17 protein-coding genes, 1 pseudogene and 1 riboswitch are annotated in these 16,937 nt (G+C 71.2%); of the genes and pseudogenes, 10 read left to right on the plus strand and 8 right to left on the minus strand.

Annotation, left to right across the window (positions count from 1 at the left end):
• The 3 genes and pseudogenes from I8N67_RS43460 to I8N67_RS38465 form a co-directional block, all read left to right on the plus strand.
• A pseudogene (locus tag I8N67_RS43460) lies at positions 1-263 on the plus strand (hypothetical protein); the annotation flags it as partial.
• Between the two features lie 730 nt (positions 264-993).
• The gene (locus tag I8N67_RS38460; RefSeq protein WP_200308938.1) at positions 994-2,346 is read left to right on the plus strand and encodes a class II 3-deoxy-7-phosphoheptulonate synthase; all 1,353 of its coding nucleotides are present in this window, start codon (positions 994-996) and stop codon (positions 2,344-2,346) included.
• Positions 2,347-2,514: 168 nt separating this feature from the next.
• Complete coding sequence (locus I8N67_RS38465; protein ID WP_200308939.1) at positions 2,515-2,757, plus strand: (2Fe-2S)-binding protein; 243 nt, start codon at positions 2,515-2,517, stop codon at positions 2,755-2,757.
• 16 nt (positions 2,758-2,773) lie between these two features.
• Here I8N67_RS38465 and bfr read toward each other — a convergent pair whose 3' ends face one another.
• Positions 2,774-3,253, minus strand: coding sequence for a bacterioferritin (bfr, locus tag I8N67_RS38470; RefSeq protein ID WP_200308940.1), 480 nt, complete (start codon positions 3,251-3,253; stop codon positions 2,774-2,776).
• A 174-nt stretch (positions 3,254-3,427) separates the two neighbouring features.
• On the opposite strand from bfr, the gene I8N67_RS38475 reads away from it, so the two are divergent.
• Positions 3,428-4,075, plus strand: a complete 648-nt coding sequence (locus tag I8N67_RS38475) for a sulfite oxidase-like oxidoreductase (protein ID WP_200308941.1) — start codon at positions 3,428-3,430, stop codon at positions 4,073-4,075.
• Positions 4,076-4,104: 29 nt separating this feature from the next.
• Here the strand turns inward: I8N67_RS38475 and I8N67_RS38480 are convergent, their stop codons facing one another.
• The 6 genes from I8N67_RS38480 to thiO all read right to left on the minus strand — a co-directional run bounded on the left by I8N67_RS38480 (position 4,105) and on the right by thiO (position 9,662).
• Positions 4,105-4,455 (minus strand): DUF4396 domain-containing protein, encoded by a 351-nt coding sequence (locus I8N67_RS38480; protein WP_200308942.1) that lies wholly within the window; start codon positions 4,453-4,455, stop codon positions 4,105-4,107.
• A 24-nt stretch (positions 4,456-4,479) separates the two neighbouring features.
• Positions 4,480-5,370: a deoxyribonuclease IV gene (locus tag I8N67_RS38485; RefSeq protein ID WP_200308943.1), complete on the minus strand. Its 891-nt coding sequence runs from the start codon at positions 5,368-5,370 to the stop codon at positions 4,480-4,482.
• A 65-nt stretch (positions 5,371-5,435) separates the two neighbouring features.
• Complete coding sequence (gene pknB, locus I8N67_RS38490; RefSeq protein ID WP_200308944.1) at positions 5,436-7,355, minus strand: Stk1 family PASTA domain-containing Ser/Thr kinase; 1,920 nt, start codon at positions 7,353-7,355, stop codon at positions 5,436-5,438.
• 117 nt (positions 7,356-7,472) lie between these two features.
• On the minus strand, positions 7,473-8,267 hold the full coding sequence (locus I8N67_RS38495; RefSeq protein ID WP_200308945.1) for a thiazole synthase: 795 nt from the start codon (positions 8,265-8,267) through the stop codon (positions 7,473-7,475).
• Positions 8,268-8,271: 4 nt separating this feature from the next.
• Positions 8,272-8,490, minus strand: coding sequence for a sulfur carrier protein ThiS (gene thiS / locus I8N67_RS38500; protein ID WP_234046962.1), 219 nt, complete (start codon positions 8,488-8,490; stop codon positions 8,272-8,274).
• Positions 8,487-9,662, minus strand: a complete 1,176-nt coding sequence (gene thiO / locus I8N67_RS38505; protein ID WP_200308946.1) for a glycine oxidase ThiO — start codon at positions 9,660-9,662, stop codon at positions 8,487-8,489. The genes thiS and thiO overlap by 4 nt, the downstream gene beginning before the upstream one ends.
• A riboswitch (TPP riboswitch) is annotated at positions 9,660-9,771 on the minus strand. Its footprint overlaps the gene before it by 3 nt.
• 52 nt (positions 9,772-9,823) lie before the next feature.
• On the opposite strand from thiO, the gene I8N67_RS38510 reads away from it, so the two are divergent.
• The 6 genes from I8N67_RS38510 (at position 9,824) to I8N67_RS38535 (ending at position 14,895) form a co-directional block, all read left to right on the plus strand.
• Complete coding sequence (locus I8N67_RS38510; RefSeq protein ID WP_200308947.1) at positions 9,824-10,207, plus strand: avidin-fold protein; 384 nt, start codon at positions 9,824-9,826, stop codon at positions 10,205-10,207.
• Positions 10,208-10,239: 32 nt separating this feature from the next.
• A complete protein-coding gene (locus I8N67_RS38515) occupies positions 10,240-11,469 on the plus strand; it encodes an NAD(P)/FAD-dependent oxidoreductase (protein WP_307835497.1) in 1,230 nt (409 codons plus the stop codon).
• Between the two features lie 121 nt (positions 11,470-11,590).
• Positions 11,591-11,956 (plus strand): Rv2175c family DNA-binding protein, encoded by a 366-nt coding sequence (locus I8N67_RS38520; protein ID WP_200308949.1) that lies wholly within the window; start codon positions 11,591-11,593, stop codon positions 11,954-11,956.
• A gap of 167 nt (positions 11,957-12,123) precedes the next feature.
• Positions 12,124-12,786, plus strand: a complete 663-nt coding sequence (thiE, locus tag I8N67_RS38525; protein ID WP_200308950.1) for a thiamine phosphate synthase — start codon at positions 12,124-12,126, stop codon at positions 12,784-12,786.
• A gap of 139 nt (positions 12,787-12,925) precedes the next feature.
• Positions 12,926-13,849, plus strand: a complete 924-nt coding sequence (metF, locus tag I8N67_RS38530; protein WP_200308951.1) for a methylenetetrahydrofolate reductase [NAD(P)H] — start codon at positions 12,926-12,928, stop codon at positions 13,847-13,849.
• A gap of 56 nt (positions 13,850-13,905) precedes the next feature.
• Complete coding sequence (locus I8N67_RS38535; protein ID WP_200308952.1) at positions 13,906-14,895, plus strand: SCO2102 family sporulation regulator; 990 nt, start codon at positions 13,906-13,908, stop codon at positions 14,893-14,895.
• Between the two features lie 86 nt (positions 14,896-14,981).
• Here the strand turns inward: I8N67_RS38535 and I8N67_RS38540 are convergent, their stop codons facing one another.
• Complete coding sequence (locus tag I8N67_RS38540; protein ID WP_200308953.1) at positions 14,982-16,499, minus strand: phytoene desaturase family protein; 1,518 nt, start codon at positions 16,497-16,499, stop codon at positions 14,982-14,984.
• Between the last annotated feature and the right edge of the window lie 438 nt (positions 16,500-16,937).

A 16,937-nucleotide genomic window follows, 5' to 3' on the forward strand; every position in this document is an offset into this window, starting at 1 on the left:
GCCTCGATGGAGGCATCGGACGCCAGGGCCAGCGCGCGCTCAGGTACGAGGTGCCGGTGACCGTCCAGGTGGAGCCGCTGTACGAACTGGTCGCCGGCGAGTGGTTCGGCGGCGCGGTGGGCGGCCGGGTGGTGCGCTACCAGCTCGATCCGACCAGCGCCTCGACCCATCCCGGGCTGCTGAACATGTCCGGCGGCAGGACCGTGATCCAGGACGCGTACGCGGCGACCCGCAATGTCGGTCTGCGGGGCGGGATGGCCTGACCCGACGACACAGGCCTGCTGAACTTCGCCTTCCACAAGGGCTGCGGCCCCCAGCCCGCCGTGTTCTTGCGGACCTGGGCGGGCGAGACCCGGGCCCCGACGACGTGCAACGCCACGGTCGGCGGGGTGACCCGGGCGAACGGCAACTGGGCGGCGGGCACCCCGCAGGCCCCGAGCCACTGGCCGAAGCTCGGCACGGCCCGGGTGGACGAGCTGTGGGGGCTGACGGAGCACATCTGCGCCGGCACGGCCCTGCACCCACGCCCGCGCCGGCGGCACCGGCCCACGAACCGTTCCTGTGGACTGAGCAGGAGTGAGCCCGCTCAGCCGCACGCCCCGAACGGTCTTGGGCGTACTGGTCCCCGGCGTACTCGACCCCGGGGCAGCGACACGCATCCTGTGCGTGGTCCGATCTCGGGAGGCCAGTTCCCTGCTCGACCTGGCCATATGGGTACGGCCAGAGGCGACGGGGAGGCCCTGAAGCATCACTCCGGTGGAGCAGGGGCCCCGCACACTGGCGCCGTACCCGGCGTCCCAGATCGCACAATCACCGTAGCCCGAACGGCCCAGGACGCTGCAAGCCCGGAAGCCGACCATCACACGATCGAGTTAAACCTCCCTCGTGTACGCTCCCCGGCGAGCTGACAACCCCCGCTTCGATCGAGCGGGGTTCGTCTCACTTGATGAGCAGGGGGATGGACGTCCGACATGACCCCGTAATGTGGAGGTCGTGACCGTGAACGCTAAGTCCAGCGCGAGCGCTGGCAACACCTGGCGAGACCTGCCCGCGGCGCAGCAGCCCGAGTACCCCGACACCGAGGCTCTGCGCGCAGTCGTTGCGGAGCTCGAGTCGTATCCGCCGCTCGTCTTCGCGGGCGAGTGCGACCAGCTGCGCGCCCGGATGGCGTCCGTCGCCAAGGGAGAGGCGTTCCTCCTCCAGGGCGGCGACTGCGCCGAGGCCTTCGACGCCGTCTCGGCCGACCACATCCGCAACAAGCTGAAGACGCTGCTCCAGATGGGCGCCGTCCTCACGTACGCGGCCTCCGTGCCCGTGGTGAAGGTCGGCCGCATCGCCGGCCAGTACTCCAAGCCGCGCTCCAAGGGCACCGAGACCCGCGACGGCGTGACCCTGCCGACGTACCGCGGCGACTCGGTCAACGGCTTCGACTTCGACGAGGCGTCCCGCATCCCGGACCCCGAGCGCCTGAAGCGGATGTACAACGCCTCCGCCTCCACACTCAACCTGGTGCGCGCCTTCACCACCGGCGGTTACGCCGACCTGCGCCAGGTGCACGCCTGGAACCAGGACTTCGTGAAGTCGTCCCCCTCCGGCCAGCGCTACGAGCAGCTCGCCCGCGAGATCGACAACGCGCTGAACTTCATGCACGCCTGCGGCACGGACCCGGAGGAGTTCCGCACCGTCGAGTTCTTCTCCTCGCACGAGGCGCTGCTGCTCGACTACGAGGGCGCGCTGACCCGCGTCGACTCGCGCACGGGACAGCTGTACGACGTCTCCGCGCACATGGTGTGGATCGGTGAGCGCACCCGCCAGCTGGACCACGCGCACATCGAGTTCGCCTCGCGGATCAGCAACCCGATCGGGATCAAGCTCGGCCCGACGACGACGGCCGAGGAGGCGCTGCAGTACATCGAGCGCCTCGACCCCGACCGCGAGCCGGGCCGCCTGACCTTCATCGTCCGCATGGGCGCCGACAAGGTCCGCGACAAGCTGCCCGAGCTGGTCGAGAAGGTCACCGCCTCGGGCGCGACCGTCGCCTGGATCACCGACCCGATGCACGGCAACACCTACGAGGCGGCTTCCGGCCACAAGACCCGCCGCTTCGACGACGTGCTCGACGAGGTCAAGGGCTTCTTCGAGGTCCACAAGGGCCTGGGCACCCACCCGGGCGGCATCCACGTGGAGCTCACCGGCGACGACGTCACCGAGTGCGTGGGCGGCGGCGACGAGATCTTCGTCGACGATCTGCACCAGCGCTACGAGACGGCCTGCGACCCGCGTCTGAACCGCAGCCAGTCCCTCGACCTGGCGTTCCTCGTGGCCGAGATGTACAGGGACCAGTAGGGACTAGTAGGGGCCAGTAGCGGGATCACCTGTTACAGGAACATGCACTGGGGCGCGGATCACATACGATCCGCGCCCCACAGCACTTTTAAGCCTTCTGTAAGGCGGGTAAGGTTAGGTTTGCCTCACCGATCATCGGGGTGGCACCACTGACGATCCCGGCGGGAGGTGAACCGCGTGTACATCTGCAGTTGCTTCGGCATCACCGAGCAGCAGGTCAAGAAGCACGCGGCGGACGGCGCCTGCACCCCCCGCCAGATAGCGTCCGCCTGCAAGGCGGGCACGGACTGCGGCTCGTGCGTACGCCGGATCCAGGCGATCCTGGGCAGGGGCGCGTGCCCGCGCCGTGAGCCGGCCGACCAGGGTCAGCCGGTGTTCTCCGACTTCGAGGAGCTGGAGGAAGCCGCCTAGGGCGGCTGTGCGGGTCTCAGCTCTCCGGCTGCTCGATCAGCTGTGCGATGTAGAGCGCCTCGCCGAGCTTCTCCAGCAGCTCCAGCTGCGTGTCGAGGTAGTCGATGTGGTGCTCCTCGTCCTCGAGGATCGACTCGAAGATGTTCGCGGACGTGATGTCGCCCTTGCCGCGCATCACCTCGACGCCGCGCTTGAGGCGGTCGATCGCCTCGACCTCGATCTGCCGGTCGGCCTCGAACATCTCCTTGACCGTCTGCCCGACCCGGACGTGGAACAGCCGCTGGTAGTTCGGCAGTCCCTCCAGGAACAGGATTCGGTCGGTGAGCACCTCCGCGTGCTTCATCTCGTCGATCGACTCGTGGCGCGTGTACTTCGCGAGCTTGGTCCAGCCGAAGTTCTCCTGCATCTTCGCGTGCAGGAAGTACTGGTTGATCGCCGTCAGTTCGGCGGTCAGCTGCTCGTTGAGAAATTCGATGACCTCGGGGTCGCCCTGCATCGCAGAGGCTCCTTCCAAGCGGGGGACTGGGAGGTTGCGCCGCGATGATTGCACCGCCGCCGAAGATCGTCCAGTAAGTGCAAGCTTAGTAAGTAAGTGCAGCCTTAGTCCGAATTGCCTGAGTCGGGTGGACCCTGGTCATGTGCACCACTCGGGGTCTGTCAGGATGGAGTCATGGGTCAGCCGGTGGAACGCGCGTCAGGAGATCGCGCATCTGAGAACGCGGCATCGCCGCAGCTCCCGCCGGGTCAGCGCCTCCAGCGCGGCTGGCCGGTCACGCACTACGGGCCCGTCCCCAAGTTCCGCCCCGAACGCTGGGACTTCCGGGTCTTCGGCGCCACCGCCGACGGCGAGAAGCACTGCTGGAACCACGACGAGTTCACCGCCCTGCCGTACGCCTCGGTCGTGGCCGATCTGCACTGCGTGACGAAGTTCAGCATGGTCGGCGCCGAGTGGGGCGGCATTCCGGCCCGGACGATCCTGGCGACCGCGCCGCCGGCCGCCGAGGTCACCCATGTGATGGTGTGGGCCGAGTACGGCTTCAGCTCCAACCTCCGGCTCGCCGACTTCGCCTCCGACCGCACCATCTTCGCCACCCACAAGGACGGCGAACTGCTGACCGCCGAGCACGGCTTCCCGCTCCGCCTCGTGGTGCCCCATCTGTATGCCTGGAAGGGCCCCAAATGGGTCCGCGGCATCGAGTACATGACCGCCGACCGACGCGGCTTCTGGGAGGAGCGCGGCTACCACAACGTCGGCGACCCCTGGCAGGAGCAGCGGTACTCCTACCAGGAGGAGCCGGGGGAGGGCCCCGAGCTCTGACTCCCGGCGTCCGCGCCGGTCGGTGGCGGTCAGGGGTCGTACTGGTGCACCACCGCGTGGCCCTTGCCGCGCCCGGTCATCCACTTGTCGACCGGTGTGGTCAGCACGAAGGCGACGGCCGGCGCGACCCGCACAGCCGCCCTCAGGTCCACGCCCGCCTTCAGCATCCCGCGCAGGGTGAGCGCGTAGCCGAAGAAGAAGGCGAGCACGATCGCCGGCACCGGCGTCGGGAGGTCGTCCCAGCCGAGCGCGGTGCCGATCACCATGCCCAGGACCTCGCCGAGGGCGCGTCCGGTGAGGCGGTGCGGGGTGGCCCGGACGGCCGTCGCCCAGCCGGCGGGCGCCGGCCCGCCGCCGTGCGCGTGCGTCTCGTTATGCAAGTGTCCCAACGCGGCGACGACGGCTCAGCCGTCCCTGAGCTTCTTCAGCCGCTCCACGTCCGCCGCGTGCCCCTCCTTGCCGCCGGGCGTCTCGATGATCAGCGGAACGCCCTCGGTCGCGGGGTGGGTCATCAGCGCGCGGAACGGGTCCTCGCCGATATGGCCGGAGCCGATGTTCTCGTGGCGGTCCTTGTGGGCGCCGACCACGTCCTTGGAGTCGTTGGCGTGGATCAGCTTCAGCCGGCCCTCGCCGACGGTGTCCACCAGCAGATCCAGCGTCCGGTGCATGCCGTCGGGCCCGGTCAGGTCATGGCCCGCCGCGAAGATGTGGCAGGTGTCCAGACACACCCCCAGCCTGGGGTGGGCGTCGAGCGCCTCGAAGTACGGGCCGAAGTCCCAGGTGCGCGAGCACAGCGAGGCACCCTGACCCGCGGTCGACTCCAGGAGCAGATACGGGTCGTCGTCGTGGGTCAGCTCGTCCAGCAGCGGCAGCAGATACTCGCGCACCTGCTTCAGCGCCACGGACCGGTCCCGTCCGCCGGTCGCGCTGCCCGTGTGCACGACCACCCCCAGGGCGCCGATCTCCCGGCCCCGGCGCAGTGAGTGCCGCAGCGACTCCACGGACTTCTCCGCCGTCGCCTCGGTGTGCGACCCGAAGTTGATCAGGTACGGGGCATGCACATACGCGGGGATCGACTCGGCGGCACAGGCCGCCCGGAACTCCTCGTCCTGCCGCGGGTTCCCGACGGGAGTCGCCCAGCCCCGCGGATTGGCCACGAAGACCTGGACGGTCTCGGCCCTCAGATCGCGGGCGTAGGTCAGGCCGACGGAGTTCAGACCACCGGCGACGGGGACATGACCGCCGACGGGGTTGCGGGACGGGCCGGGAAGGGCGGGGGACTGCTGAGTGCTCACCGGACCAGGGTGTCATGCGGCTCGCGGTGCCCGGCCGCCGGTCGTCGCCGGCGGCCGGGCCGGGCTCAGCCGATCTCGATCGTGATCGTCGACCCCTTGGCCGCCGTGTCGCCGCCGTCCACCGACTGGCCGGTGACCGTGTCCCCGAAGAATCCGAGCAGCCCACGGTCCTCGTCGACCTCGAAGCCGGCCGCCTTCAGCTTCTTGGTCGCCTCGTCGACGCTGTCGTCCACGACGTCCGGGACCTCGACCATCACAGGCCCCTTGGAGATGGTGAGGGTGACGGTGTCGCCGTCGCCGGCCCGCTCGCCCGCGCGGGGCGACTGCTCTGCCACGAGCCCCTTCTCGAACTGGGAGTTGACCTGCCCGGAGGCGATCTTCACCTTCAGGCCCGCCTCCTCCAGCTCGGTCCTGGCGTCCTCGACCGAGGCGCCGGACACCTCGGGCACCTCCACCGGGGCGCCCCGGCTGACCACGAGCGCGACGGCCGAACCCGAGGAGGCCTCGGTGCCGGCGCCCGGCTCGGTGCCGATCACCTGGCCCTTGATGACCTCGTCGCTGAACTCCCGCGTCACCAGGCCCGGTTCGAGCCCGTCGTTCTTCAGTCGGGTCTTCGCCGCATCCAGCCGGTAGCCCTTCAGGTCGGGCACCTCCACGGTCTGAGGTCCCTTGGAGATCGTCACCGTGACGGTGTCGTTGTCCCGGATGCGTGCCCCCGGCGCCGGGTCGGTGCCGATCACCTTGCCGCGCTTCACGGTGTCGCTGAACGCCCGCTTGACATCGACGTCGAGCCCGGCACCCTCGAGCCGCCGCGTGGCGTCCGCCTGGCTCTGCTGCAGCACCGCCGGGACCTGCGTGAACTGGCCCGAGTTGATGTACCAGACGCCCCCGCCCACACCGAGGACCAGCAGCACGCCGACGACGATCGCGAGGAGAGCGCGCCGGGGCGCAGGGACGCCACGGGTACGGCGGGGCGGCGGCGGAGGCGACTCGAACCGGCTCGTACGGTTGAGCGACAGGTCCGGGTCCGTCGGCGCCGGCCGCGGCACCGACAGCGAGCGCGGGATCACGCTCGTCCGGTCCTCGGCGTTGTCGTGCCCGCCGGTCATCGCCTGCGGCGGCACCGCGTCCAGCTGCTCGGCGCTCAGCCCGGCCCGCGCCTGAAGCGTCTGCGCGAGCAGCTCGACGGCGTCGTACGGCCGCAGCTCGGGATTGCGGGCGGTCGCCGAGGCGACCAGCTCGTCCAGCTCGTACGGCAGCCCGGGCACCGCGGCCGACGGCGGCGGCACGTCGTCGTGCAGCGCGTGGTAGAGCACCTGAGCGGGGGAGTCCCCGGAGTGCGGCTTGCCGCCGGTGAGCATCTCGTAGAGCGTCACGCCGCACGCGTACACGTCCACGCGGGTGTCCGTCGTGCCGTGCTCCAGCTGCTCCGGGGCGAGGTAGGCGACGGTGCCGAGGACGGTGCCCGTGGTGCTGGTGACGGTGTCCACGGCCCGCACGAGCCCGAAGTCGGCGACCTTGACCCGGCCGTCGTCCCCTATCAGCACGTTCTCCGGCTTCATGTCGCGGTGCACGAACCCGGCGCGGTGCGCGGCGCCGAGCGCGGCGAGCACCGGCTCCAGGATGTCCAGCGCCGCCCGGGGCTGCAGCGCCCCGCGGTCGCGCAGCACGTCACGGAGGGTGCAGCCGGCGACGTACTCCATCGCGAGATAGACGTACGGCCCGTCGGTGCCCTGGTCGTAGACCCCCACCACGTTCGGGTGCGCCAGCCGCGCGACCGACTTGGCCTCACGGATGAACCGCTCGACGAACGTCCGGTCGGCGGCCAGGGTCGGATGCATCACCTTGAGCGCGAGCACGCGGTCGAGGCGGGTGTCCACGGTCCTGTAGACCGTGGCCATCCCGCCGACCGCGATCCGCGCCTCGACTCGATACCGGCCGTCGAGCACCTGGCCGACCAGCGGGTCCTGAAGGGTCGTGTCCACGCAGGTGAGTGTACGAGCCGCAGCTGACAGCCCCATGAGTTCCCAGGTGGGCGAGACGTACTGCAGCAGACCTGTGACCGAGATCGGCCCGTTCAGGGGTGGAGGGGCGAACCACTCTCAGAACGCGGGCCGCTCCGGATCCAGCCGAGCCAGCCCCTCGCCCGGCGACGACGCCTGCGCGAAGTGCCGCCGGGGAATCCGTCCCGCCCGGTACGCCAGCCGCCCCGCCTCCACCGCGTGCCGCATCCCCTCCGCCATGAGCACCGGCTCCTGCGCCCGGGTCACCGCGGAGGCGAGCATCACACCGGCACACCCCAGCTCCATCGCGAGCGCCACGTCCGACGCCGTACCGGCCCCCGCGTCGAGGATCACCGGCACGCGCGCGTGCTCCACGATCAGCTGGAAGTTGTGCGGATTGCGGATCCCGAGCCCGGACCCGATCGGCGACCCGAGCGGCATCACCGCGGCACAGCCGACGTCCTCCAGCTTCCGCGCGAGGACGGGATCGTCGTTCGTGTACGGCAGCACGGTGAAACCGTCGTCGACGAGGGTCTCGGCGGCGTCCAGCAGCTCGATCGGGTCGGGCAGCAGCGTGCGCTCGTCGGCGATGACCTCAAGCTTGACCAGGGAGGTGCCGAGTGCCTCGCGCGCGAGGCGGGCGGTCAGCACGGCCTCGCCCGCCGTGAAACAGCCGGCCGTGTTGGGCAGCACCCGGACGCCGAGCCGGTCGAGCACGGACAGGACCGAGCCGTGCACGGAGGCGTTCACCCGGCGCATCGCGACCGTCGTCAGCTCCGTGCCGGAGGCCACGAGGGCGCGCTCCAGGACATCGAGGCTGGGCGCCCCACCCGTGCCCATGATCAGGCGGGACGAGTAGGCCGTACCGCCGAGGACGAAGGGGTCGTCTGCCATGGGATCAGCCTCCTTGGACGGCGGTGAGGACCTCGACGCGGTCCCCCTCACAGAGCGCGGTGGACGTCCACCGCGCGCGCGGGACGACGGTTTCGTTGAGGGCGGCGGCGATACCGGAGGGGGACGCCGTCAGCGTCCGCACGAGCGCGTCGAGGGCGGTGCCGGGAGCTATCTGCCGCCGCTCCCCGTTGACGAGGACGCTCAGTGTGCCGCCGGCGCTCATACGGGCTGCTCCGTGAGTTCGCGGGCCGCGCCGGCGAGGAACCGCAGCGGCGTGAAGTCGCGGGCCTCCTCCGGCAGTTCACCGGCGGTCAGCACATGCGCCATGACGTCGCCGGTCACCGGGGTGAGAAGCACCCCGTTGCGGTAGTGGCCCGTCGCGAGGAGCAGGCCGTCGAGCGCGGTGGGGCCGAGGAGCGGCGCGTTGTCGGGGGAGGCGGGACGCAGGCCCGCGCGGGTCTCGGTGAGCGGGAGTTCGGTGAGGCCGGGGACCAGTTCGTGGGCGTCGCGCAGCAGCTCGTACACCCCGCCCGCCGTCACCGTGGTGTCCCAGCCCTGCTCCTCGCTGGTCGCGCCGACGACGAGCTCGCCGTTCTCGCGCGGCACCAGATAGACGTGGCTGCCCCGGACCACCGCCCGCACCGTCCGGCTGAGGAAGGGCGCGTACCGCTTCGGCACGGTCAGCCGCAGCACCTGCCCCTTCACCGGCCGCACCGGCGGCAGTACGTCGTCCGGGACCCCGGCGAGCCGGCCGCTGAGGCTGCCCGCGGCGAGGACGACCTGCCCGGCGGCCAGCCGGTCACCGTCGGCGGTCCGGACCCCGGCGGCCCGCCCCCGGATCACCGACAGCTCCTCCGCCCAGGCCCGGTGGAACACCACCCCGGCACGCTCGCAGGCCGCGAGGAGGGCCCTGGAGAGTCGCCTCGGGTCGATCTGGTGGTCCCCGTCGACCCGCAGTCCGCCGCGCACGCCCGGCGCCAGCATCGGCTCCAGCCGGCGGCACTCGCGGCCGTTCAGCCACTCCGACGCGAGGCCCGACCGGCGTTGCAGGGCGTGCAGATCACGCAGATGGGCGCGGTCGTCGGCATCGAGGGCGACGGCGAGCGTGCCGGACCGGCGGTAGCCGAGGTCCAGCCCGGTCGCCTCCGTCAGCTCGGCCGCGAACTCCGGGTAGCGGCGCGCGGACTCCAGGTTGAGCCCCAGCAGCGTCTGCTCGCCGTAGTGCAGCTCGGTCACCGCGGCGAGCATCCCGGCCGCCACCCGCGCGGCCCCGCCACCGGGCTCGGGATCCACCACGGCCGTGGCGAACCCGCGCTGCGCGGCCCGCCACGCCGTGACGAGCCCGATGATGCCGCCCCCGACGACGAGGACGTCTGATGTGTGCGTACGCGACATGGGCGTCCAGCCCCTCCCTTCGCCGGCATGACCCGGATCAGGTTCGTACGGTCGGAGGCCGCCAGCCTCCCTCTCAGCCCGGTGCGTCCGGGCTCCCGCGAGTGCTTTACGGTGGCCCACCCTAGCCCTCGCCGCTCGTCCCAGTAAGGGAGCCTCCGCCCATGCCCCGCTCGCTCGACGGTCTCGTGCTCGCCCCCGTCGCGGATCAGGCCCCAGGTCAGGTGGGCACCCGCACCCGGTTCGCGTACCACGAGAAGGACGGCGAGATCTGGGCCGAGTACGCGGGCGGCGACGTCGTACGCGGTCACCTCGTGGGCACGCGCGCGGGCGACCGGCTGGACTTCCGGTACGTGCAGCTGAAGACCGACGGAACCACCGCTTCCGGGCACTGCGTGTCCCTGGTGGTCGAGCTGCCCGACGGGCGGGTCCGCCTGGAGGAGACCTGGGAGTGGGAGTCGGGGCCGGGCAGCGGGACGAGCGTGGTGGAGCAGGTGGACGAGACGGCGGAACGGCTCTCGGAGCAGGTCCGCCGAGCCACCGGCTGACTGACCGAATGTCAGTTGTCTATGGTGATCGGGTGAGCGAGCAGACGCAGCAACAAGGCGGGTCGGCGGCGCCGCGCGTGGTCGTCGTGGGCGCGGGCATGGCCGGGGTGCAGACGGCGGTGGCCCTGCGCGACCAGGGCTTCGACGGCGAGGTGACCCTGATCGGCGCCGAGCCGCACCAGCCGTACGACCGGCCCCCGCTGTCCAAGGCCGTGCTGCTCGGCACCGCCGAGGGCTCCGCCTTCGACATCGACTTCGAGGCGCTCGGCATCGGACTCCTGCTGGGCCGCGAGGTGCTGGGCCTGCGCCCCGCCGACCACGAACTCGCCACCGCCGCAGGGCCCGTCCCGTACGACCTCCTCGTCCTCGCGACCGGTGCGGAACCGATCCGGCTGCCGGGCGTGGAGGGCGTGCCAGGGGTGCATCTGCTGCGCACCCTGGACGACGCCGAGCGGCTGCGGCCCGTGCTGGCCCGGCAGCACGACATCGTGGTGGTGGGCGCGGGCTGGATCGGTGCCGAGTTCGCCACCGCCGCGCGGGAGGCGGGCTGCGCGGTGACGGTCGTCGAGGCGGCCGACCGCCCCCTCGCGGGCGCGCTGCCGGCCGAGGTGGCCGCGCCGATGGCCGCCTGGTACGCCGACAGCGGCACCGCGCTGCGCACCCACGCGCGCGTGGCGCGTGTCGAGCCCGGGACGGTGGTCCTGGACGACGGCTCCCGGGTGGCGGCCGACGCGGTGGTCGTCGGCATCGGGGCCCGCCCGGCGACGGCCTGGCTGAAGGACTCGGGCATCGAGCTCGGCGCTCACCGCGAGGTGGTCGCCGACGATCACCTGCGCACCTCGGCGCCGGACGTCTACGCCGTGGGCGACTGCGCCTCCTTCCCTTCGGGAAGGTACGGCCGGCGGCTCCTCGTCCACCACTGGGACAACGCCCTCCAGGGCCCCCGCACGGTCGCCGCGAACATCGTCGGCGAGACCCCCGAGCCGTACGACCCCGTCCCGTACTTCTGGTCCGAGCAGTTCGGCCGCTTCGTCCAGTACGCCGGCCACCACCCCAGCGCCGACACCATGATCTGGCGCGGCGACCCCACGGGCGCCGCCTGGTCGGTCTGCTGGCTGCGCGAGACCCGCCTCATCGCACTGCTGGCGGTCGGCCGCCCCAGAGACCTGGCCCAGGGCCGCCGCCTGATCGAGGCGGGCACCCCGATGAACCCCGCACTGCTGGGGGACCCGGCCAGGCCGCTGAAGGGGGCGACGGAGTAGGACCTGTAGGGCAGGCCCTACGGCGCGGCGCGCCTGTTTCGCCGCGTCCGCACCCCTCTGTCGGCCCCCACCGAGGCCACCCGGCTACCCACTGTCAGTCCCAGATGGCAGTCTTGGTGATGTGACCGAGATTGACGCAAAGATCGATGCTCTCGTCCCCGCGTGGCTGACGCTCCCCGACATCGCAGAGATGCTCGACGTCGAGGTGACGCGCGTACGGCAGCTGGTGAAGGAAGGCCAGCTCATCGCCGTACGCCGTGGTGAGAACCGCGCGCTGCACGTCCCCGCCGCCTTCATCGACGAGGACAAGGTCGTCAAGGGGCTGTCCGGCACCCTGACGCTGCTGAGGGACGACGGCTTCACCGACGAAGAGATGCTGGAGTGGCTCTTCACTCCCGACCCGAGCCTGCCCGGCACCCCGGCCCAGGCCCTGAGCGAGAATCGCGGCACGGAGGTGAAGCGCCGCGCCCAGGCGCTCGCCGTCTGATTCGAAGCACCTGAGCACCCGAGCACTTGAACAACTGCAAGAACCGCGACAACCGCGACACCTGAGCACCTGGAAAGCCGCTGTACGGCGTGCGGACCGAGGCCCGACCGGGCTCGCGGTCCGCGCGCCGCACCGACACGCAACGAACCACCACGGGGGACCTCTCCATGCCCGACGCCGCCGCACAGCTCGCCGACGCCCGGCTCTACCTCTGCACGGACGCCCGCAAGCGCCAAGGTGACCTCGCGGAGTTCCTGGACGCGGTCCTGAGCAGCGGCGTGGACATCGTTCAGCTGCGCGACAAGGGCATGGAGGCGGCACAGGAGCTGGAGCACCTGGAGCTGTTCGCCGACGCATGCCGGCGGTACGGCAAGCAGCTCGCGGTGAACGACCGGGCCGACATCGCGCACGCCATCCGGGCCGCGCACCCGGCCGGCGCCGACGTCCTTCACCTCGGCCAGGGCGACCTCCCGGTCCCCGCCGCCCGCGCGATCCTCGGCGACGGCGTCCTCATCGGCCGCTCCACGCACTCCGAGGCGGAGGCCGCGGCCGCCGCGGTCCAGGAGGGCGTGGACTACTTCTGCACGGGCCCCTGCTGGCCCACCCCCACCAAGCCCGGCCGCCACGCCCCCGGCCTGGACCTCGTCCGGTACACCGCCGCCCTGGGCACCGACCGCCCCTGGTTCGCCATCGGCGGTATCGACCTCGGCAACCTCGACGAGGTCGTCGAGGCAGGCGCCCGCCGGGCCGTCGTCGTCCGGGCGATCACGGAGGCCGACGACCCCGCCGCCGCGACGGCGGAATTCGCCAAGCGACTGCGCGCCCTCTAGCGGGTCCGCCCGGCGGATCTGTCCAGCGGGTCGGCCCAGCCGGTTCGTGCTTGTCCAAGGCGTGGACAACAGGTCGGCAAAGCGGACAAAAGTCACGCTCTGGTTGGGGGACGGCCCCGACCTGACTAACCTGCGGCTTATGGCCCTAGGAACCGCTTCCACCAGGACTGATCACGCACGCACTGTGCGTGACATGCTCGCCACGGGCAAGACCACGTACTCGTTCGAGTTCTGGGCGCCCAAGACGGAGAAGGGCGAGCGGAACCTGTGGAACGCCCTCCGCAGGATCGAGGCGATCGCCCCGAGCTTCGTCTCCGTGACCTACGGAGCGGGCGGCTCCACGCGGGCCGGCACGGTGAAGGCGACCGAACAGATCGCCTCCGACACCACTCTCACCCCGGTCGCCCACCTCACCGCGGTCAGCCACTCCATCGCCGAGCTGCGCAACATCATCGGCCAGTACGCGGACGCCGGGATCCGCAACATGCTCGCGGTCCGCGGCGACCCGCCCGGCGACCCGATGGCCGAGTGGGTACCGCATCCGAAGGGCCTGACGTACGCCGCCGATCTGGTCCGGCTCATCAAGGAGTCCGGCGACTTCTGCGTAGGCGTCGCGGCCTTCCCGGAGATGCACCCGCGCTCCCCCGACTGGGACACCGACGTGGCGCGCTTCGTCGACAAGTGCCGGGCCGGCGCCGACTACGCGATCACCCAGATGTTCTTCCAGCCCGACTCGTACCTGCGTCTGAGGGATGCGGTCGCGAAGGCGGGCTGTGAAACCCCTGTCATTCCTGAGGTCATGCCCGTCACCAGCGTGAAGATGCTGGAACGGTTGCCCCAACTCAGCAACGCGGCCATCCCGAACGCCCTGAAAGAGCGGATCGTCACAGCCAAAGACGATCCGGCCGCTGTACGCTCCATTGGCATCGAGTTCGCCACGGAGTTCTGCGCGAGGCTGCTGGACGAGGGAGTCCCCGGGCTTCACTTCATCACCCTGAACAACTCCACCGCGACTCTGGAAATCTACGAGAACCTGGGCCTGCACCATCCGCCACGGCCCTAGACCGGTCGCACTCGCGTACGACACACTGCGTAGCGGCCACAGGGAGAGGGGCGTACATGGGCTGGACGGTCCTCTACATCGCGTTCGGCATCGTCGCGTTGTGGCTGCTCGGTGAGGTGCTGCTGCAGTACAAGGCACGGCTGCGCTGGCGGCTGCTCGCCTTCGTGGGTTTCCTCGGTGTCGTCCTCGGCGTACTGATCCCCTCCGTCCTGGTCATCGCGCTGGGCGCGATCGGCTTCGCCGTCGGACAGACCTATGTGACGCTGTCGTTCCGCCGTGGCTTCGAGGCCGGCTGGGCCGTCCGCCCGCGCCCCGGCGACGGTGACGGTGACGATGCCGGCGAACCCGAGGCCGCCGGCAAGCGCCCCAAGCTGGGCAAGAAGCGGCGCCGCGGCGAACCGGAGCGCCAGGAGCCGACCCTGGAGGTCACCGACCTGGCGGACACGGCCGCCGCCGGAACGCACCGCCAGGACGATGACCCGTTCGACCGCGACGACCGCGACGACGATGTGTTCGTCCGCCCGCAGTCCACGCCCGCCGCGGCCGGAGCGAGCGGCGTCTACTCCCCGCAGCCGATGCCGGACGACACCAACACGTACGGCATCTACGGCGACGACAACGCCTACGCGGGCGCCCCCGGCCAGCCCTACGCGACCGCCGACCAGTCCCAGCAGGACGAGGCCTTCGCCTACTACGGCTACGACCAGCAGAACAACTACGGCTACGACCAGGCCCAGCAGCAGTACGCCGCCTACTCCGACCCGTACATCGGCACGCAGACCTACGACGCCACCGCCTCCTACGACCAGTCCTACGGTCAGCAGGGGTACGGGCAACAGGGCTACGGCCAGGAGCAGTACGGCAACGGCGGCTACGGCGGCGAGACCCCGCCCGGCGGTGTCTGGGTCCCGCAGCAGCGCAACACCGACGACTTCGACCCCTTCGGCACCGAACTCCCGCCGGAGCAGTCGTACCCGCAGCAGGGGAACGGCAACGGCAATGGCAACGGCGGGAACGGGTACGACGAGCAGCAGTACCGTTTCTGAACGGCCGCTGCCGCTGTCGGCGGCTCATCGCTCAGGGTGAGCCGTTCGCTGTGAGCCGCTCATTCTGAGCCGCTCATTGTGAGCCGTCATTGTGAGCCGCGGAAGTCCGGTCCCTCCACGATCAGTCCGGCCACCAGCGCGCCCGACATCCCGGCGTGCGGGAGGCCGCCGCCGGGGTGGGACCAGCCGCCGACGGTGAACAGCCCAGATATCGCGGTGCTGTTGGGCGGGTGCAGCCTGCGGCCGTCGTCCGCGGCGAGCGACGGGGCGGGGATCGCCCCGCCCTGCGCACCGGTCGCCGCGGCGATGTCGGCCGGGCCGCGCATCTCGTGCCAGAGGAGGCGGTCGCGAAGGCCGGGTACCGCGCGTTCCGCGACGGTGATCAACTGCTCCGCGTGCCGGCCGAGGACCTCCGGCTCGGCGGCCCGGTCCCCGTCGTGTCGCGCGGGCACCACCGAGGTGACGGTGATCGCCTCGTGGCCGGAGTCCGGCACGAGCGCCGGATCGTCGGGGCGCAGCACCGTGACCGTCGGGCGCGCGACCGTCCCGGAGGCAGTGCCGAACAGCAGGTCCAGCTCGCTCTCCCGCTCCGCCGCGTGCACCACCGTCCGGTGCGCGGTCCCCTCCGGCCGGCCGCCGCGCAGCGCCAGCAGCACGGTGAGACGGCTGGTCGGCCCGGCCTGGGGCGGCACGTCCCCGTCGCCGCGCACGGCCGACTGCCGTACGGCCCGGTCCAACACCTCGGGCGCGACCCCGGCGACCACGAAATCGGCCTCGGCCACCGCCCCGTCCCGGAGCTCCACTCCCGCTGCCCGGCCGTCCTTCTCGACGACGCCGGTGACCTTGGAGCCGAAGACGAACTCGACCTTCCGGGCCAGGCACCGCTCGTACAGCGCCCGCGCCAACTCCCGTATGCCGCCCCGGATGTACCAGGTCCCGAAGGCGTGCTCCATGTACGGCAGGATCGCCGCGCTCGCCGGGGTGTTCCTCGGGTCCAGGCCGTACGCCAGGGCGTGGCTCTCCAGGAGGGCGGTCAGCCGGGGGTCGCGCAGCTCCCAGGCGCCGACCTCGGCGAGGGTGCGGGCGCGGCGGGTGCGCAGCAGCCGTCTGTGGGGCACGGCGGGGTACGGCTCGCGCTCGCCGAGCACCTGCGGGTCGGGCCTCAACGGCTCTTCGAGGAGGGGCCGCCGGGTGCGGTCCCAGGCCTCGCGGGCCCGCACCAGGAAGTCGCCCCAGCGGTCGCCGGCGCCCGGGCCGAGCGCCGTGTTCAGCGCCGCGACCACGCCCGCGCGTGAGGCGTTCGGCAGCAGGAGGTCCGTGCCGTCGGCGAAGACGTGCCGTGCCGCCGGGTCCACCTGGACCAGGTCGACGCACTTCTCCAGCGGCTCCTTGCCGGTCTTGAGGAACAGATCGCGATAGACGGCGGGCAGGGGCAGCAGCCCCGGGCCCGTATCGAACACGAAGCCGTCGCGCTCGACGCGGCCCACCGCCCCGCCGTACGTCGCCGTGCGTTCGTACACCGTCACCCGGTGGCCCGCTACGGCCAGCCGGGCAGCGGCCGCCATCGCGCCGAGCCCGGCGCCGATCACCACGATCCGTGCCATGCCAGCGACCTTATCGGTCGCCGCTGACATTCATTCTTCGCAGGAGAGCTGTGCGCCACGAGGCGCGATGTTGATCGAGAGGTGGTGAAAGACCACTTCCGTCAGGTCGTCGTAGCGGCCTGATCGAAGCTTGGGGGCAGCCTGATCCGGGGAACGCCGGTGAGGGTGGCAAGCGGCCCCGACGAAGGCGGGACGTGCCGGAACTACCAGACGGTACGGGCCCGTTCAGCGAGGTCAGAAGGTGTAGCGAGAGCGAACCAGTGGTGGAAGCCCCGTAACAGCGAAGCCGGGTCAAATCTGGTGGATATGGGCCGCTGCGCCACGAGGCGCTCTGTCATATTCCCGACATAGTCGGGAGAAACTTGGAAGGACGTTTCTAGGTCCGATGCCTAACCTGGCTCCGAAAGGAAAAGGGAACAACAGCATGGCAGAAAATCA

It is taken from the genome of Streptomyces adelaidensis, assembly GCF_016598475.1.
GTDB classification, from domain to species: domain Bacteria; phylum Actinomycetota; class Actinomycetes; order Streptomycetales; family Streptomycetaceae; genus Streptomyces; species Streptomyces adelaidensis.

Bases quoted from the DNA above. Each gene is read 5' to 3' on its own strand.
- bfr (WP_200308940.1), bottom strand. From the start codon at position 3,253: ATGCAGGGCGACCCCGAGGTCATCGAATTTCTCAACGAGCAGCTGACC.
- I8N67_RS38475 (WP_200308941.1), top strand. From the start codon at position 3,428: ATGGGTCAGCCGGTGGAACGCGCGTCAGGAGATCGCGCATCTGAGAAC.
- I8N67_RS38495 (WP_200308945.1), bottom strand. From the start codon at position 8,267: ATGGCAGACGACCCCTTCGTCCTCGGCGGTACGGCCTACTCGTCCCGC.
- thiS (WP_234046962.1), bottom strand. From the start codon at position 8,490: ATGAGCGCCGGCGGCACACTGAGCGTCCTCGTCAACGGGGAGCGGCGG.
- thiO (WP_200308946.1), bottom strand. From the start codon at position 9,662: ATGTCGCGTACGCACACATCAGACGTCCTCGTCGTCGGGGGCGGCATC.
- I8N67_RS38510 (WP_200308947.1), top strand. From the start codon at position 9,824: ATGCCCCGCTCGCTCGACGGTCTCGTGCTCGCCCCCGTCGCGGATCAG.
- thiE (WP_200308950.1), top strand. From the start codon at position 12,124: ATGCCCGACGCCGCCGCACAGCTCGCCGACGCCCGGCTCTACCTCTGC.
- metF (WP_200308951.1), top strand. From the start codon at position 12,926: ATGGCCCTAGGAACCGCTTCCACCAGGACTGATCACGCACGCACTGTG.
- I8N67_RS38535 (WP_200308952.1), top strand. From the start codon at position 13,906: ATGGGCTGGACGGTCCTCTACATCGCGTTCGGCATCGTCGCGTTGTGG.
- I8N67_RS38540 (WP_200308953.1), bottom strand. From the start codon at position 16,499: ATGGCACGGATCGTGGTGATCGGCGCCGGGCTCGGCGCGATGGCGGCC.